Source organism: Cohnella zeiphila, from assembly GCF_014212055.1.
Taxonomy (GTDB): Bacteria; Bacillota; Bacilli; order Paenibacillales; family Paenibacillaceae; genus Cohnella; species Cohnella zeiphila.
Genome location: NZ_JACJVO010000008.1, coordinates 14,798 through 32,567, shown reverse-complemented (window position 1 = coordinate 32,567; position 17,770 = coordinate 14,798). Strand labels below are relative to the sequence as shown.

Genomic DNA, 17,770 nt, shown 5'->3' with positions numbered 1-17,770 from the left:
TCGAGTCATGCGTCGGATTATTCGAACAAGCGGGTGAGAAGCCGGCATGAAAACAACCATTCTCGTCGCGGATGACGATCCCGACATTCGCGAAGTCATTCATGTTTATCTGCGCAACGAAGGCTATCGGGTGTTCGAGGCGGCGGACGGCGCGGAAGCGCTGCGGATCGCCGGCGAGGAGTCCGTTCAGCTCGTCATCCTGGACGTCATGATGCCGGTCCTTGACGGGATCCGGGCATGCCTCCAAATTCGCAAAACCTCGCACGTTCCGATCATCATGCTCTCCGCCAAGGAAGAGGAGATCGACAAGATCACGGGGCTGTCGACCGGCGCCGACGATTACGTCGCCAAGCCGTTCAGCCCTTTGGAGCTGCTGGCCCGCGTGAAGGCGCAGCTGCGCCGGCAAAGCTACGGAGCGGCGGACGCCGAAGCCGAAACCGTCCTCCGCGTCCAGGATTTGACGATCGACCTCGCGCGCCACGAAGTGACCGTCCTCGGCCGCCCCGTCGCCCTCACGCCTCTGGAGTTCGCCATTCTCGAATTGCTTGCGTCCCACCGAGGACAGGTTTTTCACGCCGACCAGATCTACGAGAAGGTATGGAAGGAACGGGCGGGATACTCGGACAATACGGTCATGGTTCATATCCGCAACATTCGGGAGAAGCTGGAGCAGAATCCCCGCGAACCCCGGTATATCAAAACCGTATGGGGAGTGGGATACAAAGTTGAGCCCTAATCCGCTTGCCCGCCTGTCCGCCCGTAGAAGCATTCGGGCCCACATGCTGTGGTCGGTCGTCGCGAGCGTTCTGATCGCCGGCGTCGTCTCGACCGTCATTCCGAAGGTCCCCGAAGTTCCGCACCAGGCGGTTTATAACGTGATTTTGTCCCTGCTTACGTTCAGCTTTTTGTTTTTTCTGTGCTTTTTTCTGCTGACCCGCCGAACCGTCGCCTACCTGCTGAGCTTGGCCGACGGCCTTGAGGTTATCGCGGGCGGGGATCTGCGCTACCGGATTCCGGCGCCGAGAGCCGACGAGCTGGGCAAGATCGCCGAGAACATCAATTCGATGGCGGAGAAGCTGGAGCGGCAGATCGAGAAAGAGCGGCGGTCGGAGCAGGCGAAGATGGAGCTGATCACCGGCATCTCCCACGATTTGCGGACGCCGCTGACCAGCATCGTCGGCTATCTGGAGCTGCTGCGGAACAAGGCGTACCGGGACGATTCCGAGTACGAACGGTTCGTCGGCAACACGTACAACAGGGCGCTTCAGTTAAAGGCGCTGATCGACGACCTGTTCGAATACACGCGGCTGACGACGCGCGAAGCCCGGCTTCTCAAGCAGCGCGTCGATCTTCGGGAGCTGCTTCACCAGATCGAGTCCGAGTTCCATCCGCTTGCCAAGGAGAGCGGCATCTCCGTCGTTACGGCGCTGCCCCCGGCCCCGCTCTTCATGGAGCTCGATCCCGAGAAAATCCGCAGGGCGGTCGATAATCTGTTCATGAATGCCCTGAAGTTCTCCGTGAAGCCGGGGGTGATCCGGCTGTCGCTGGAAACCGCGGCGGTCGGATCGAAGAGACAGGCGGCGATCCGCGTGGAGAACGACGGCGAGCCGATCGGCCCGGAGCAGGAAGAGCGACTGTTCGAACGGTTCTACAAGACCGACGACTCGAGAGCGAAAGGGTCTGTGTTCGGCGGCGGATCGGGCCTTGGACTCTCGATCGCGAGAAGCATCGCGCGGCTTCACGGCGGAGACGTCCGCTTGATCCATTCGGACGGCCATTACGATTTCCGGATCGAGCTGCCTTTGGAGGCGCGGTGATCAAGGCCGCGATTTCCGGATCTTGCTTCCTTTGGAGGCACAGATCAACAAGGTTTTCAGCACTTGGCGAACGGCCCCGTGGGCGTTGACAAAGCGAGTTGGCGCTCGTATAAGCTGAGCGAGTCGGCAGTGTGGAGTTGGCGGTGCGAGTTGACAGAGCGCGAGTTGGCGGTGCGAGTTGGGGGTTCGTGTAAGCTAAGCGAGTTTGCGGTACATGTTCGCTGAGTGAGGAGTTGGTAGTTTGTGTTCGCTGAGTGAGGAGTTGGCGGTTTGTGTTCGCCGAGCGGGTTGGTAGCGCGAGTTGGGGGCGATGAAGGGCCGGCGGAGATGGAGACGATGTTCTCGGTGACGACGAGGCAGCCGCCTCTAACGAAACCAAGAAACGCTATTTCTTCAAAATCGGGGGTTAGCAGAACGTAACGAAACGAGCAGATCTTATGAGCCAGGGAATCGCCGTTTTCCGGTCAAGTCGGGGCAAATAAGATTGCTCAGATTCGTTAGAATTCAAAACTCCCTTTTTTGAGCCTCATAAGAACGTGTAGTTTCGTTAGATGCCGTGGAGTTCAGGGCTCTCATCCTTCGCCGCAAGCTCCAAGCCGCTTAACGCCCGCCGCAAAGGCTGTCGTTCAAACGCCCGACAAACGGGCCGCGCCCTAGCCTAGCTCCTGCTCGTAGACGACGCTTCCCTCTTTGTCGAGACCGCGAACCGCCTGCATCCTGCTGTCGTCATTCGCTTCCCACAGGAAGAGGAACATGCGGTCGGCCCCAATCTCTTCGCGCATCGGCGTCGACTTGCCCGTATTCCGATCCGTCAGGAGCAACTCGACGGCCGAGATGCGATCGTCGGTTACGTAACCGTAAAATTTGTACGCCATGAGGGAATCTTGAGTCGCGGAGCCCTCCCAACTGTAAGAGAAAGGCTTATCGCGATCGATCTCGACTCCCGCGACTCCTCCGTTCGGCCACCAGCCTCCCCTTTTCCGAACCACGGTGTCCGCGGAGAACCAAATCTTGTACGTTCCGAGGAAGACCACCCGATCCGGATCGAAAGGTGCCGCAACTTTGCGCACAACTTTGGAAGGACCGTAGTGGTAGCTGCTTTCCGAGAGCCGGTGCGCTTGCTCGGGCGTGGAGGATCCGTGCGGGAAGATGATGTCCGAGCGATAGAACAACCAGATCAGCAGCAGAACGGCGGCCCACTCGGCAATCGCGAATAGCGTTCTTTTGTTCAAGCGTCTTCACCCGCTTTCGCGAGCGGGAGCTCGATCTTGGCGAATCGGTCGTAGATGTCGTAGACGAGCGTCGCGCGATCCGCCGGTTGATTCGGCAGGCCGTAGAAAATGTATCCCCGCTCTCCCCAAGAAGTGCCATGGGAGCCCGAGCTGCGCCCATACAATTGTTGGCCGTCCGGCATGACGAGCTTGAGCGACGTCGCCGGAAAAGACCATCCGTGTTTCGCCTGTTTGATATGGTAAGTGTAGGTCACCATAATCTGCTTCTGCGTCACATATACGGCATCCGCGGTAAAGCGGTCCCGGTCGATAAGAACCGTCCGGCCGACCGGGATTTCCGTAACGGCTCCGTCCGCCTGCAGCTCTTTCATCGGGTCGTTGATTCCTCTATCCTGCCCCAGGTCTTGGGCCCATCGCTGAATATAGTGAGCCAACAGGATGGCAACGAGAACCACGAGGATCGTTCTTCGGACGACGGTCATAGCGAGGCCGATTCGGTTCATGATACTCTTCAACTCCTGATTTATCCCTTCGGATTTCTCACTCTATCCCAAAATACACATATATTTCATGACCGTAAACGGTTTTGCTGCAAAAATGCAAAATAACCCCACGAAGCGGGGCTTAGCCTCGAAGCTTTCTCAGATTCTTTGCGGAGACCCCGGGAACCTATCCGTTCTTTATGGACAAAGAAGCCCGCGGCGGTTCCCCGCCTGCGGGCTTCTTCCATGTCGCCAGAGACCGAACGAAATTCAGTTCCAGCCGCGATTTTTGAACCATTCGAGGTTGTTCTTCGCGCTTTGGAGCGAAGAAACCTCGTACTGCTCCTGCTCGATGATGACGTACTCGACGCCCACCTCTTCGACGGCGGCCAGAGCGGAGTCCCAATCGACGGAGCCTTTGCCGATCTCCGCGTCCGAACCGTCCGCCTTGAAGTCCTTGGCATGGACGACCGGCACGCGGCCTGCATACTTCTTCACGTAAGCAGCCGGATCTTCTCCGCCTACCTTGACCCAGCCGAGGTCGAATTCCGCGAACAGCAGCTTCGGGGACACGCGGGCCAGCAGCAGGTCGATAGCCGGCGTTCCGTTCACTTTCTTGAATTCGAACGCATGGTTATGGTAGCCGAACTCGAGTCCGCCTTCCGTGACGATCGCGGCCGCTTCTTCGAGAATGGACGCCATCTTGGCGACGTCGTCCTCGGTCGGGTTGTCGCCGAGAGGATAGTAAGGAACGATGTAACGCTTGAGCCCCAGCTCCAGGGCGTACTCCAGCTGCTTCTTCACTTGGTCCGCGATCGGCTGCTTGAGATCAAGACCGATGTGGGCCGAAGGAGCGTTCACTCCAACGTCGGCGAGAGTCGCCTTCAATTCGCTGGCGGAGACGCCGTAATAGCCTGCCAGCTCGATGTTGCGATAGCCGATACCGGCGATCTGCCGGATTGCGCCCAGGAAATCTTCGGCGCACATATCTCGAACCGAATACATTTGAATGCCTACTTGCGGTTTGGCCATAAACTCGAGCACCACCTTGTCCGATATGGCGCGCGGGATCGCCGGACTTTCGCGCCGGCGCGCTCCGCGCGCATGTGTACCTATTTATTATATCGGAAAAGCGTTCCGGACAGCGACTTCGAATTTTGCCCTGTTCTTATGGCATTTGGCAGAAGCGATGCGTATCCGGAGGGTTGAGCCGCCGGTGTCGGTCGCGATGCAAATCATCGCACGAATACTTCACTTCTTCGCAACCCGCTCCGCATAGGATGTTTCGTATCGTATCCGGTCATTGGCTCTCGCGAAAACCCCAGCAGAGGGTTGTCGATACGATGTTTTTCACCGCTTAGCTGATGGGGACGATGCGCTCATCCGCTCGTTCGGATGATCCTCATCGTATCCGCAGCCTTCTTCAATGAGCCGCCGACGCGATGCCTTATCGCTTCGCGCCGAGCGTGACGATCTCGCACGGGCCAACCGGAACGGCCACCTCGCCCGAGGCGTCTGCTGCCGCGATGGTGGGACCCGTCCGCTCGAGCACGTTGCTCTTGTACAGCGAGGCGGCATCCTTCACCCGCAGCGTCAGCTCCGACGCTTGCGGCCGCAGGTTGTACCAGCGAAGCATGAGGCTTCCGTCCTCCTCGCCGATCTTCATGGAGGAGAACGCGAGCCCTTCGCCTTCCCAGGTCAGAACCGACCGAACCGGCGCCAGTTCGCCTTCGTGTACGCCGGTCTGCGCCGCCGTCCACGGAACCTGGAAGGCATAAGCTTCCTCGTAAGCGCCGTTCGCGGCGCCGTCTCCAGCATGCGGAATGAGCATCAGCTCGGCCGTGTGCTCGCCGAGGCATTGCGCTTCCGGCGTCGGGAACACGCCCCAGTCGCCCAGCTCGGCGACGGAACGAAGCAGCGTGACGGCGATCGTATTGCGGCCGTCGCGCAGCACTTCGTATTCGTTCAGGCCGCGATTGGCGACGGTCAGCCCCGCGGCGGCTTCGCTGACGTCGACGAACGCTTGCTGGTGCTGGGCGTTGCTCGGATTCACCCATTCGGCCGCCGGCTCGTTCGGACGAACCGCCGCTTCGAAGATCGCGTCGGCCCGATGAACGGAAGCGGCCAGGTCGGTCGGGAACAGCGCGCGCACGCGATGGTCCTTGGCCTGGTTGTCGAAGCTGGTCTTCACGCCCACGCCGCGGCCGCCCCGCTCCAGGCTGACGATCGTCCGGATCGTGAGCGGGACGGTCTCGGCCACCCGCTGCGCCTTGCGCTCGGGGAAGTAGACCGCCTCCTGCTTCTCGGCCTCGAACAGCGCATCCGCGGAAGCCGGAACGGCCCAACGGTGCACGATCTCGACCGCCGCCCGGTACGGAGCATCCTCAACGACGCGGATTTCGGCGGCAAGGCCCTTCGTCGTGAGCGGCTTCTCGCCGTCCGGCTGCTTGTACATATACTCGTTGCCGATGTCGCCGGTGTCCTCATAGATCAGCAGATCGCGATACGTCCGGCCGCTCGCCTTGTCCGTTACCGTCAGCGTTCCGTCGTCCGCGACGTCGACGCGCAGCGCCGCGTTCTCCAGCGTGCGCTCGCCCTGAACGAGCGAGCCCGCTTCCGGCGCGGCGGCGGAACGAACCCACGCGTAGGCCTTTGAGCCGAGAGCCGGCACGTTCGCGGCCTCGAACGTCAGCCGGACGCGGCGGCACCAGTACGGCTGACGGAACTTGTCGTCCGGCAGGTCGTAGCCGAACTGCAGGCCGAGGTCCTCCACGCGGCAGATGACCGCTTGGCCTTCCGCGTCGACCAGCGCGCGCCGGCCGAGGTCGAGCTCCTTCATCCGCCGGATCATCTCGCCGGACGGCACGCCTTCCCGGAAGTAGATGCGCGCGGCATCGAGTTCCAGCTCCACCGTGCCCGTCCGCGAACGGCCGGTCGTGTTGAACGCGACGAGCGGCAGCGGATCCTCGCCATAGCGGGCAAAGACGGTCGTGTCGACCTTGTCCGCCAGCGCCTGCTTCGCCGCGTCCACGATCGTCTCGGCGACGTGCGCGCTCTTCGCGAACCGGGTCACCATCTCGCGGTGCACCTCGTCGACGCTGCAGCCGCAGATGCTGTCGTGCGGGTGATTTTGCATGAGCGTTTTCCAGGCATACGTAAGCAGCGGCTGCGGATAAGCTTCGCCTTGCAGATGCGCCATCGCCGCCAGCGGCTCGGCCACCTTTTCCAACAGCGTCTGGCCCCTCTGGTTCATCTGCTTCAGGTACACGCGCGCCGAAGCGGTATTCACGAGGGTCGACCAGCCGTCCGTCCGCTGGCTGCGCAACTCGCCCTTCACCACCGACAGCTCCCCCGACAGCGAATCCCGGACCGCCTTCAAGTAATCCTCGAAGTTCGAGTGGACGAACGCCGTGTCCGGATAAAGCTCCCTGGCGACGCGAATCGCCTCGGACAGGTCCGTCTGGATCGGCTGGTGGTCGCAGCCGTTCATATACAGCAGCTCGCCCGTGGACGCGTATTTGCCGGCGTCGGCCAGCTTGCGGTCCCAGTATTCCTTGGCTTCCGCCGGATCGGCCGGCACTTCGTTGCCGTTGCTGTACCAGTTCGCGAACAGAATGCCGAGCACCCGCGAGCCGTCCGGCCCCTCCCACAGCAGCTCGGAGTAAGAAGACTCGTAGTCCGAGTCGGCAACCGTGTTGTTGAACCCGGTCGGCTTCACCCCGCGGCCGAACACGGCGTTGTCGATGCCGGCCTGACGCAGGATTTGCGGAGCCTGTCCGATGTTCCCGAACGTGTCTGGGAAGTAGCCGATCTTCGAGATTTGCCCGTAGCGGCGGGCGTCCTGGTGTCCGATGAGCAGGTTGCGCAGGTTCGCTTCTCCGCTCGTCAGGAACGCGTCCTGAAGGATGTACCAGGGCCCGATGCGGATCCGGCCTTCGCGAATCCACTTCTCCAGCTCGGCCCGGCGGTCCGGCCGGACTTGAAGATAATCTTCCAGAATGATCGTCTGCCCGTCCAGGAAAAAGCTGCGGTATTCCGAATCCCGGGCCAGCGTGTCCATCAGCGTGTCGACCAGCTCGATCAGCCGGACATGGTGCTTCTCATACGGCAAATACCATTCGCGGTCCCAGTGGGAGTGCGAGATGATGTGGGCCGTTCGTTTCGGGTTGCTCATGGCTTACGCCCTCCCTTCCGTTTCCGTGCGGACTTCGACCTCTCCCGGCCGATAAACCGTAACCACTCGTCCTTCCGCATCGACGGAGAACAGCGCCGCGCGCTCCTTCTCCAGCGTGAACGAATAGACCGCTCCGGTCGCCGCGTCCCGAACCCGGATCGGCTCGTCATAAGCCGATTCCGAGACGAACACGAACAGCGCCCCGTCGCGGAACTTGAGCTTCCGGCCGTAAACGCCGGGCAGCTCGCCGCCTTCCAGCCATTCCAGCGCCGGACGATAGCCGGCGGCCTCGAGCGCGTAGCGGTACAGCGCCTCGATCGGCTCGTTCCGTCCGTTCAGCTCCACCGGCAGCGGACACCAGATGAGCCGGCCGCCTCCGTATGGAACGTCGAAGACCGCAGCGGCCGCCTCCGCTTGACCCGTCTGCGTCTCCTTGGCGACTTCGGCGATCCGCCGCGCGCCGTAAGAGACGGGATACGTCCGGCCGCCGACGGCCAGCCGCTCCTCGCGCACGACGTTGCCGAGCGTGCGGACGCCGAGCGTATCCGTCAGGCGATCCGTATGGCGCCAGTAAGCGTCAAGGCCCGCCGGGCCGGTGAACAGCAGCGTCGCCCCCGTCCGGTCGACGATGGAGAGCAGTTCGGCCAGCGCCTCGTCGTCCACGTTATGCGCGGAAGGCAGGATTATCAGCTTCGCCGGATCTTTCGCAAGCGGCTGCAGATCGTATTCGGACACGCCGCGGAACGGCACGTTCAGCTCGTAAGCGAGCACGCGCGTCAGCCTCGCCGTCGCTTCGATCGCCAGCTTGCGGTTGGAGAAGTCGTTCGAGTAAGGGAACACGACGGCGACGTCCTCCAGCTCCCGGTCGCGGAACAGGTCCCGCGCCGCTTCCATGAACGCCCCGAACCGGTAGGACACATCCGCTTCCGGCTTCTCGGTTCCGTCCGCGCGCAGCGCTCCGATATGCGATTCGTTGGCGTTGTCCATATAGAAGTTCGTGTTCCAGATCCAATGAACCGCGCCCGCGCCGCCGGTCGCGAACGCATACGCGTACTTGCGCTCCAGCATCGCGCGAAGCTCTTCCTCGCTTCGCTTGGCCAGCCCTTCCGGCGTCTCGACGTACATGATGCCCGTCTCCTGCACGAGGTTCGGCTTGTCCGACGTCTTGGCGAAGATGCCGTCCCACAGCAGTTGGTCGTTCAGCCACCAGGAGTGGACCGTCGTATAGTCGACCGCCTCGCCATAGAAGAAAGGAGACGGCCGCTGAGCGCCGAGCGCCTCGTCCTGGCCGACGGTGACCATGTGATCCGGGCAGACGTCCTTGATCGCGTCATACAGCTGCTTCGCCCACCGGTTGTGCATGTCCATCGAGAACAGCACGCAGTCGAGCCAGCGCGTTCCCCGCTTGCCCTGATGCATGTCCTGCACGTCGAAGTTGATCTCGTCCGGCTCCGGCGGCTTCGCCGCGGCGAAGCTCGGAAGCTCGCCCGGCGTCATCCCCCAGCGCTCGCGCAGCGTCTCGATCCGCCCGTGCCGGCGCTCCAGCCACTCGGCGAACGCCGCCTGCTCGAACCGGTCCCGCGCGGAACGCGGGCCATCCGAGAAAATGCGCGCCGGATCGAACATCGACGGCTCGTTGATGAGATCCCAATCGACGTTCGCCGTCTTCGCATGGCGGCTCGCGATCGAGCGGACGAACCGCTTCTGGGCCTCGACGCTGCGGGGATCGAGGAACGGATTGACGCCCTCCCATGTCTCCGGCGTGAACGAGAAAAAGGTAAACGTTACTTGAAGCCCGTGCTTTTTCGCCGTCAGGAGGAACGCATCGACCGAGCGCAAAACCTCCTCGGAGGCGTGTCCGTCCACCTGCATCACGTTGCGGTAAGCGGTCCAGATGCCGGTGCGGATCCAGTTGATGCCCGCGCGCCGCATCTGCGCCATGTCCCGGTCCCATACCGCGACGTTCGGCAGGAACAGGAATTTGCGCGCCACGTCCGACGTCATGTACGTCATGCCGACGACCGGCAGCGGGCGGCCGTCCTTCTCGAAGTAGTCCCGGCCCGCGCGGACCGGCTCGCCCTCGGCCAGCAGCTCTGCATCGGCGCCCCAGAAGCCTTGGCGCAGCACGCGGATTTCCCCTTCCGCCGACTCGGCGCGGCACCATACGGCGTATTCGCCGGGCGTCACGTCGATCGGCACGGGAATGCGCCGCAGCTCCAGTTCGGCTCCCGCTTCGACGGTCAGCCGCTCCGAGTACACCGGCTCATTCGCATCGGCACGGCGGACTTCCAGCGAGAACGTCCAAGCCGTCCGGCCCGCCGCAGCCGACGCGCCGCGGCCCAGCTTCTGCGCCTGCAGCGTCAGCATCGGGCGCTCGTGCGGCTCATAGGAAGCGTAGCCGGGCTTCAGCCACAGCTCGGTGACGCCCCGGGCGCAGAAGCGCGCCCATGCGGCCAGCGCTTCCAGACCTCCGCGCTCTGCGAACCCGCTGCCGAGCGGTTGATTCACGAACAGCCAGCGCCCGCCGGCAAAATCGCCCTTCGTGTTCTCCCACAGCACGACCGGCGCCGCCACTTCGCGGTTTTCGGCCGAGACGCCCTTCAGCAGGGCGTGGATGTGCGCGTCCATCGGGCCCGCCGAGCCCATCTGATGCGGCAGGTCGCTCGCCTTCGTCACGTGCGGAACGAGGTTCCACGTTCCGGCGGCGTCGAGCAGCGCTTCCTGTCCCTGAAGCAAGGGGATCTCGGCGGAAGCCGCGAGCCGGACGATCGGATCCGGCTTCACCGCCAGCATCTCGTGAATGCGAAGCTGGCGATGGTAAGCCGTCTGTTCCGCGAGAACGCGCCACTGTCCGTCCTCCCGCGCGACCGGCCGGCGGAACGGGGCTCCGCCCGCGCTCAGCAGGCCGCGGCCTTTTTTCAGGAATAAGAGCAGCTCCTCCCAAGCCTCGACCGGAAAATACGGCGCATGCAGCGAAACGAAGCAATCGGCGTCGGTTAGCCGCAGCCGCTCCGCCAATTCGTCCGCGCGAACGACTTCGCCGAGACCGGCCAGCTTCCGGGCCTCCGCTTCCGCCCATTCGGGCGCGCCCGGGAACGCCGGGTCCAGCAAAATCAATACGTTAGCCATCGAGCAATCCATCCTTCATCGCTTGATAGACAAGTTGCGAGAACAGGCTGTTGGACCAAGCGAACCACTTCCGCGTAAAGACGGCCGGGTCGTCGACATGGAATCCTTCGTGCATGAACCCGGTGTCCGCGTCCGTCGCTTCCAGCATCGCAATCATCTCCAGCTTCTCTTTCGCCGTCGATGCCGTCAGCCCCTGCATGGAGAGCGCCATATGCCACACATAATCGGGCGGCGTATGCGGGCTGCCGATGCCCCGGGCCGCTTTGCCCTCGTAATAGAAAGGATTCTCCTTGCTCAGCGCGAAGCGCCGGGTATTGACGTAAATCGGATCCTCCGCCGACGTGTAGCCGAGATACGGAATCGACATCAAGCCCGGCGTTCCCGCGTCGTCCATCAGGCAATAGTTGCCGAACCCGTCCGTCTCGTAGGCATAGATCGGACCGAACTCGGGATGGCGGTAGATGCCGTACCGCTTGATGCCGGTGTCGATCTCGATCTCCAGCCGCTTCAGCTCGGCCAGCAGGTCCATGTCGCGGAACACCCATTCGGCGAACTCCTGCATGTGCCGCAGCGCGACGACCGCGAACATGTTGCCCGGGACGTTGTAGTGGAAGTCGCACGCGTCGTCGCTGGAGCGGAAGCCGGACCAGACCATGCCCGTGTAGTTGACCGGCATGCCGAGCCCGTCGTTCAGCAGCGTATCGTGCAAAATGCCGTTGTCGCGCGTGAACCGGTACGGGGAGCGCTCGAAGTGGCGCTGCTCGGTTTTGAACAGGTCGACGACCGTTCGGATCGCTTTTTTGAAGTCGGCATCGAACACGTCCGCCCGCCCGGTCTCCTTCCAATAGCGATAAGCCAGGCGCATCGAGAAGCACAGCGAGTCGATCTCGAACTTGCGCTCCCATACCCACGGGGACATCTCGGTTCCGTCGGTGGCGTTCCAGTGCCAATCGTTGGCCTTCTCGTTAAAAGCGTTCGCATACGGATCGACCAGGATGTAGGCGACATGCCGGCGAATAAGTCCGGAGATGATTCGCTGCAAATCCGCGTCTTCCTTGGCCAGCGGCACGTAGTGGATGACCTGCTCCACGGAATCGCGCAGCCAGGAGGCGGGAATGTCGCCGGTAATGACGAACGTCGTCCCGTCGTCCAGCAGCTTGGTCGTCGTCTCCAGCGTGTTGGGGAAACAGTTCTTGAACAGCCGAAGCAGCTTCGGCCGATGCTTCAGGCGCTCCTCGGCTTCCGCCAGCACGTTCTGGACGGCGGCGGGCAGCGGCAGCTTGGGCATCGGAATTTGGGGCAAGCGGAATTGTTCCACGGTCTTCAGTCGCTCCTTTGACAAAGGCTCGTATTCGTGGCGAAAGGCCCGCGCGGGGCGAGCCTATCGCGAATTATTCATGAGGCAAAAGTTTAATCGTCTTAATCTCGTACGGGGCGAATTTCAGTTGAATCCGCTCTCCGTCGCGTGCCAGCTCCTCGCCTTCGTCTTCGAGGGCGTTCGAGAGCACCGCCCGCCCATAAGGATGCGGCCAGCCGAACTCGGCCGTTCCCCGGCCTCCGGCCGACTCGTAGAAACGCAATACGATCCCGCTTCCGTCTTCCGCCGGCTTCACCGTATCCAGCACGATGTGCCCGCCCTCGAACGGCAGAAGCGAGCCTTCCGAAGGAAGCGAGCCCGGGTGCCGTCCGGTCTGCGTGAAGGCAGAGTCGGCGTTAAGCTCGGCCGCCCGGCGGGCCGTATGCGCGGCGCGCCAATCCCCGGCATGCGGATAAAGCGAGTAGGTAAACTCGTGGTCCCCGAGATCGGCGGTATCGTCCGGCCATTTCGGCGCGCGCAGCAGCGACAGCCGGATGGCGGAGCCCTGTATATCGTAGCCGTATTTGCAGTCGTTTAGCAGGCTGACGCCGTATCCGAATTCGGATACGTCCGCGAAGCGGTGGCCGCACACCTCGAACTGCGCTTGTTCCCAGCTCGTATTGCGATGGGTCGGGCGCTCCAGCGCGCCGAACGGAATCTCGTAGGTTGCCTTGTCCGCCACGACATCGATCGGAAAAGCCACTTTAAGCAGCTTGTGAGCCTCGTTCCAGCGAACGCGCGTCTTGAAGTCGATCCGACCGTCGGCGTGACGGAAGATCACGTCCTGCTCGATCTCGGAACGGCCGACTCGCCACCGGAATCGGAGCACATCGGCCGCCCGGCCGCGCCGGACGAGCGTCCGCTCCAGAAGCTCCGCCTCGCCGGCGGGCTGCTCCTCGTAGCGGTCGTCGATGTCCCATGCGTCCCACAGCGTCGGCCGGTCGTGGAAGAAGCAGAAGCGGTTCGCCGCTTCGCCCTGTAGAACGACTTCCCGTTCGGCGGCTTTGTCGTACAGACGGACGATCTCGCCCCGCTCGTTAAAGCGGACCGCATACGCCGCGGTCTCCCATACGCCGTCGGCCAGCCATTCGGCCTCGGCCCGGCGGGCGTCGTCGGAGAACTCCGCCGCCTTTTCCGCCGTCCGCAGCCAGATCGTCTTGTAGCCGAACGCCGGAACGGCCGGGACGAGTGTCAGAATGCCTGCGGCCTTCTTGCTCGCCGCGCCATCCGCGGTCGCAACGTTCCCTTTGGCCGCGTTGTCCGCTCCGGCCGCGAGATCCTCTTCGGCCCCGCACTCGTCTGCGGACAGCCTGCGGCCTTCCCCGTCGAATGCTTGAACGCAAGTCCCGGCTTCGACCGGAAGCTCGATCGTCAGATCCCGCTCCCAGCCGAGGCCGTTAAAGACGACGAACGGCGTTCCTTCCCCGGCCGACGTGTCGATCGATCCGGCGAGCGTCTCCAGCGCCGTTTGCAGATTCGAGCGGCCTGCGGCGAAAATCTCGCCGTACTCCTTCTCCGACGTCACGTAAGCCTCGGTAATCGCCGAGCCGGGAATGATGTCGTGGAACTGGTTGAGCAGCAGCAGCTTCCAGCCCTCGTTCAGACGGCTGCGCAGCTCTGCGTCCCGACTTTCTTCCAACAGCGGCCGCGCCAGCGAATGCCACAGCTCCGCCTCGCGGTACAGCGCTTCGGCCTTGCGGTTGTGCCGCTTGTTCCGGCCGTGCGTCGTGTACGTGCCCCGATGCAGCTCCAGGTAAAGATCTCCCTGCCACTTCGGCAGCTTCGGATCCCGCTTCCCGATGCCGGCGAAGAAATCCGCCGCCGTGCCGATCCGGCTGGCCGGCTGGCCGACCATCAGATCCGAGCGCGCGATTGTCTCCACCATCTCCCGGGTCACGCCTCCGCCCCCGTCGCCGTGGCCGTACAGCAGCATCTGCTCGGGGTGGACCGCCTTTTGCCGATACGACTGCCAATGTTCGTGAACGTCTTTGGTCCGCGTATGCTCGTTGACGCCGTGGTTTAGGTACGACAGCATGGATGTGCCGTCGATGCCGACCCAATGGAACAAGTCGTAAGGGAATACGTTCGTGTCGTTCCAGTTCAGCTTCGTCGTCATGAAGTAGCGGACGCCGCCGTGCTTCAGGATCTGGGGCAGGGAAGCGCAGTACCCGAACGTGTCGGGCAGCCATTCGATGTCCGACGTCCGGCCGAACTCCTCTCGGTAGAACCGCTGGCCGTACAGCATCTGCCGCATCAGCGACTCGCCGCTCGGAATGTTCAGGTCGGGCTCGACCCACATGCCGCCGACCAGCTCCCAGCGCCCTTCGGCAACGCGCTCCTTCACCCTCTCGAACAGCTCCGGATCGTTGTCCTTCAGGAAGGCGAACAGCTGAGGCTGGCTCTGCGCATACTTGAACTCCGGATATTCGCGCATCAGCGCGTCGACGGTCGAGAACGTCCGGCTCGTCTTGCGCACCGTCTCGCGAACCGGCCACAGCCAGGCGACGTCGATGTGCGACTGCCCGACCATCTGCAGCGTCCCCTCGGCATTGCCGCCGACGGCGCGGACGGCAGCCGTCAGCTCCGCCTCGATCGCCGCGACCGCCGAGCCTTCGCGCACCGACGCCTCGTCCAGATTCGTCCAGCCGTCCATCGCCCGGTACAGCGCCTCCAGCATGCGGGTGCGCCGCAGGTCCGACTCCGCCAGCAGCAGCGCCGAATCGCGCACGACCGCAGCGGCATACAGCAAGCTCTGCACGGAGCGGTTGGCCTTGACCAGCTCGCTGCGCACCGCGGCGATCGGCGGCTGAATGTTCGCCTGGCGATTGAGCGGATCGACCGGCTCCGGCACCGGATCGAACAGCTCGATCTCGACCTGCGGGGATGTTCCGACGCGGGCCGGGTCGAGCGGGGCGAACGTATGGTTGCGGTCCAGTCCTTGGGCGGAGACGCCGTTTACCCGCAGCAGCCCTTCGCCGCCCGATTCGAACAAGAGCCCGACGAGCGCCCCCGAAGAGAGCCATTCGCCGGGCAGCTCCAGCTTGCGCCGGAAGAAGTAAGTCGTTCCCTGCTTGCTGGGAAAAGGATCGAGCTCCCGCCCTTGCGGATACGGAGCCCGGCCGTCGTAACGGCCCGGCACCGCATAGTCGGCGCGTTCGATCTCCCAATCGCGAACGCTCTCCCGCTCCAGCCACTGCGCTTCCGACAGCTCGCGCAGGAATCGTTCCATTCGTTGTTCTACGCCTTTCATGGACTTTCCTCCTCCCGGACGAGCAATTCGGCGGACAAGATTTCCTCCTCCGCGTTCTTGCCGATGATGATGCGGAACAGCCCCGGCTCGACCGTCGGCTCCAGATCCCGGCCGATGTACGAGAGCTGCTCGCGCCCGACCGCGAAGCGTACCGTGCGCGTCTCGCCCGGCGCCAGCTCCAGCTTGCGGAAGCCCTTCAGTTCCTTTAGCGGCCGCGTATACAGGCTTGCCGCGTCGGAGACGTACAGCTGCACGACTTCCGAGCCGGAACGCGCGCCGACGTTCGTCACGTCCACGCTGACCGTCGCCGTTCCTTCCGCCGCCAGGACGGCCGGCTCGACCGACAGCCGCGAGTATTCGAATTCGGTATAACTCAGTCCGTAGCCGAACGGATAACGGGGACGCGAATCGTCTTCCAGGTACCGTTTGCCGCGGGAACGCTTGCCGTTGTAATACACCGGCAGCTGCCCGACGTGCTTCGGCACCGAGACGGTCAGCCTGCCGGACGGATTGACGTCGCCGAACAACACATCGGCGATCGCGTGTCCGCCTTCCTGTCCCGGGTACCAGGCTTCCACGATCGCGTCGGCCTGCTCGTCCACCCACGGCTCGACAATCGGACGGCCGTTGATGCAGACGACGATCAGCCGCTTGCCCAGCTTGCGAATCTCCTGGATCAGCTCCAGCTGCACGCCGGACAGGCCCAGAGACCAGCGGTCGATCCCTTCGCCGCAGTCCATGTCGTTCCAGGAATCGCCGGTCACTTTGGAAGCGCCGGTCTTCAGGTCGATCGTACCTTCGCCGAAGTCGCGGGCGCTCGAACCGCCGACGACCATGACGACCGTGTCGGCCGCTTCCGCTGCAGCCAGCGCCGCCGGGAAGCCCTCCCGGTCGTCGCCGCGGATCCGGCAGCCCGGCGCGTAAAGGACGCGCTCCGGCTCGTCCGCCAGCTTGGCGCGAATGCCGGCCAGCACCGTGGCGACCGCCCCGGGCGGCTGCGGCGACGTATAATCGCCGAGCTGGTTGTAGCCCTGGTCGGCGTTCGGGCCGATCACGGCGATCCTGCCGCAGCCGGCAGCGTCCAGCGGCAGCGCCCCGCCTTCGTTCTTCAGGAGCACGATGCCCTCGGCCGCCATCCGGCGGGCCAGCTCCGCGTGCCGTTCGCTGCCGATGACCGCCGCCGCGCGTTCCGGATCCGCATACGGCCGCTCGAACAGGCCGAGCTTGAACTTGAGCGCCAGCACCCGCCGCACGGCGCGATCCAGCGTCTCCTCGCTCAGCCGGCCTTCCCGCGCCGCTTCCGCCAGATGCTTGCCGAACATGACGCCCGACATCTCCATGTCGATGCCGGCTTCCAGCGCGGCGATCGCCGCTTCCCGGCCGTCCGCGGCCACGTCGTGGCCGCTCGCGAGCATCTCGATCGCGCCGCAATCGGTAATGATCATGCCGTCGAAGCCCCACTTGCCGCGCAGAACGCCGTCCAGCAGCTCGCCGTTCACCGTGCACGGCACGCCGTCGATCTCGTTGTACGCAGGCATGATCGAGGCCGCGCCCGCTTCCACCGCCAGGCGGAACGGATGCAGGTCGACCTCCAGCAGCTCGCGCCAGCCCATATGGACCGGCCCCGCGTTGCGGCCGCCCTCCGAGCTGCCGTAGCCGGCGAAGTGCTTCAGCGTGACGGCTACGGCGTTCTCGCCGTCCAGCCGCTCGCCCTGCAGGCCTTCCACGGCGGCGACCGCAAACTCCCCGATCAGGTGCGGGTCCTCGCCGAAGCATTCCTCCGTCCGTCCCCAGCGGGGATCGCGGACGACGTCCAGCACCGGCGAGTACGTGGCCGCCCCGCCTTGGGAGCGCGTCTCCGCGCCGACCGCGCGGCACATCTCGCGGTACAGCTCCGCGTTCCAGGAGCTGCCGATCGCCAGCGGCACCGGGAACACCGTCGCCCCGATCGCCATATGGCCGTGCGAGCATTCCTCGCCGATCAGAATCGGAATGCCGAGCCGGGAGTTCTCGATCGCGTACCGCTGAATGGCGTTGACGGCTTCGGCGCCTTGGGCGGGCGTCAGCCCCGTCTCTAGGGTGACGCCGGTCCACGGATCGGCGCGCAGCGTCCCGTAGAGCGAACCGACGCCGCCTTGCTCCACCTGCCGCCGGAACGCTTCCGTCAGCTCGATTTTCCCGTCTGTATGCTCATAGGCTTGCCAGCCGAACGGTTGAACCAGCTGGCCGGCCTTCTCTTCCAAAGTCATCTCGCGGAGCAGAAGCTCTACCCGCTCGCCAATCGGCTTGGCCGGGTCCCGATATCCCCGGTCGTCCTTCGGTCTCACCA

At 63.7% G+C, this 17,770-nt stretch carries 10 protein-coding genes; 2 read left to right on the top strand and 8 right to left on the bottom strand.

All coding sequences use genetic code 11. The features are described 5' to 3' along the window. The first annotated feature begins 46 nt into the window (after positions 1 to 46). Positions 47 to 736, top strand: a complete 690-nt coding sequence (locus H7C18_RS06655) for a response regulator transcription factor (protein WP_185128253.1) — start codon at positions 47 to 49, stop codon at positions 734 to 736. Then, positions 726 to 1,817: a sensor histidine kinase gene (locus H7C18_RS06650; RefSeq protein ID WP_238357521.1), complete on the top strand. Its 1,092-nt coding sequence runs from the start codon at positions 726 to 728 to the stop codon at positions 1,815 to 1,817. The genes H7C18_RS06655 and H7C18_RS06650 overlap by 11 nt, the downstream gene beginning before the upstream one ends. Before the next feature lie 653 nt (positions 1,818 to 2,470). Here H7C18_RS06650 and H7C18_RS06645 read toward each other — a convergent pair. The 8 genes from H7C18_RS06645 to H7C18_RS06610 form a co-directional block, all read right to left on the bottom strand. Then, on the bottom strand, positions 2,471 to 3,049 hold the full coding sequence (locus H7C18_RS06645) for a hypothetical protein (protein WP_185128252.1): 579 nt from the start codon (positions 3,047 to 3,049) through the stop codon (positions 2,471 to 2,473). Beyond that, positions 3,046 to 3,552 carry a hypothetical protein gene (locus H7C18_RS06640; protein ID WP_185128251.1) on the bottom strand — a complete coding sequence of 169 codons (507 nt, stop codon included), beginning with the start codon at positions 3,550 to 3,552 and terminating at the stop codon, positions 3,046 to 3,048. The genes H7C18_RS06645 and H7C18_RS06640 overlap by 4 nt, the downstream gene beginning before the upstream one ends. Before the next feature lie 249 nt (positions 3,553 to 3,801). Next, positions 3,802 to 4,563, bottom strand: coding sequence for a sugar phosphate isomerase/epimerase family protein (locus tag H7C18_RS06635; protein ID WP_185128250.1), 762 nt, complete (start codon positions 4,561 to 4,563; stop codon positions 3,802 to 3,804). Positions 4,564 to 4,978: 415 nt separating this feature from the next. Continuing rightward, the gene (locus tag H7C18_RS06630; protein WP_185128249.1) at positions 4,979 to 7,705 is read right to left on the bottom strand and encodes an alpha-mannosidase; all 2,727 of its coding nucleotides are present in this window, start codon (positions 7,703 to 7,705) and stop codon (positions 4,979 to 4,981) included. 3 nt (positions 7,706 to 7,708) lie between these two features. Then, positions 7,709 to 10,834, bottom strand: coding sequence for an alpha-amylase family protein (locus H7C18_RS06625; protein WP_185128248.1), 3,126 nt, complete (start codon positions 10,832 to 10,834; stop codon positions 7,709 to 7,711). Continuing rightward, entirely contained in the window at positions 10,827 to 12,152 is a 1,326-nt protein-coding gene (locus H7C18_RS06620) for a glycoside hydrolase family 125 protein (RefSeq protein ID WP_185128247.1), read from the bottom strand. The genes H7C18_RS06625 and H7C18_RS06620 overlap by 8 nt, the downstream gene beginning before the upstream one ends. Positions 12,153 to 12,225: 73 nt before the next feature. Beyond that, positions 12,226 to 15,441, bottom strand: coding sequence for an alpha-mannosidase (locus H7C18_RS06615; RefSeq protein WP_185128246.1), 3,216 nt, complete (start codon positions 15,439 to 15,441; stop codon positions 12,226 to 12,228). Then, positions 15,438 to 17,690 carry a glycoside hydrolase family 3 N-terminal domain-containing protein gene (locus H7C18_RS06610; RefSeq protein ID WP_185128361.1) on the bottom strand — a complete coding sequence of 751 codons (2,253 nt, stop codon included), beginning with the start codon at positions 17,688 to 17,690 and terminating at the stop codon, positions 15,438 to 15,440. Before H7C18_RS06610 ends, H7C18_RS06615 begins: the two co-directional genes overlap by 4 nt. Positions 17,691 to 17,770: the final 80 nt, after the last annotated feature.

Excerpts from the sequence above, each read along its gene's own strand:
- H7C18_RS06615 (WP_185128246.1), bottom strand. The coding sequence starts at position 15,441 with ATGAAAGGCGTAGAACAACGAATGGAACGATTCCTGCGCGAGCTGTCG.
- H7C18_RS06635 (WP_185128250.1), bottom strand. The coding sequence starts at position 4,563 with ATGGCCAAACCGCAAGTAGGCATTCAAATGTATTCGGTTCGAGATATG.
- H7C18_RS06640 (WP_185128251.1), bottom strand. The coding sequence starts at position 3,552 with ATGAACCGAATCGGCCTCGCTATGACCGTCGTCCGAAGAACGATCCTC.
- H7C18_RS06655 (WP_185128253.1), top strand. The coding sequence starts at position 47 with ATGAAAACAACCATTCTCGTCGCGGATGACGATCCCGACATTCGCGAA.
- H7C18_RS06610 (WP_185128361.1), bottom strand. The coding sequence starts at position 17,690 with ATGACTTTGGAAGAGAAGGCCGGCCAGCTGGTTCAACCGTTCGGCTGG.
- H7C18_RS06630 (WP_185128249.1), bottom strand. The coding sequence starts at position 7,705 with ATGAGCAACCCGAAACGAACGGCCCACATCATCTCGCACTCCCACTGG.
- H7C18_RS06625 (WP_185128248.1), bottom strand. The coding sequence starts at position 10,834 with ATGGCTAACGTATTGATTTTGCTGGACCCGGCGTTCCCGGGCGCGCCC.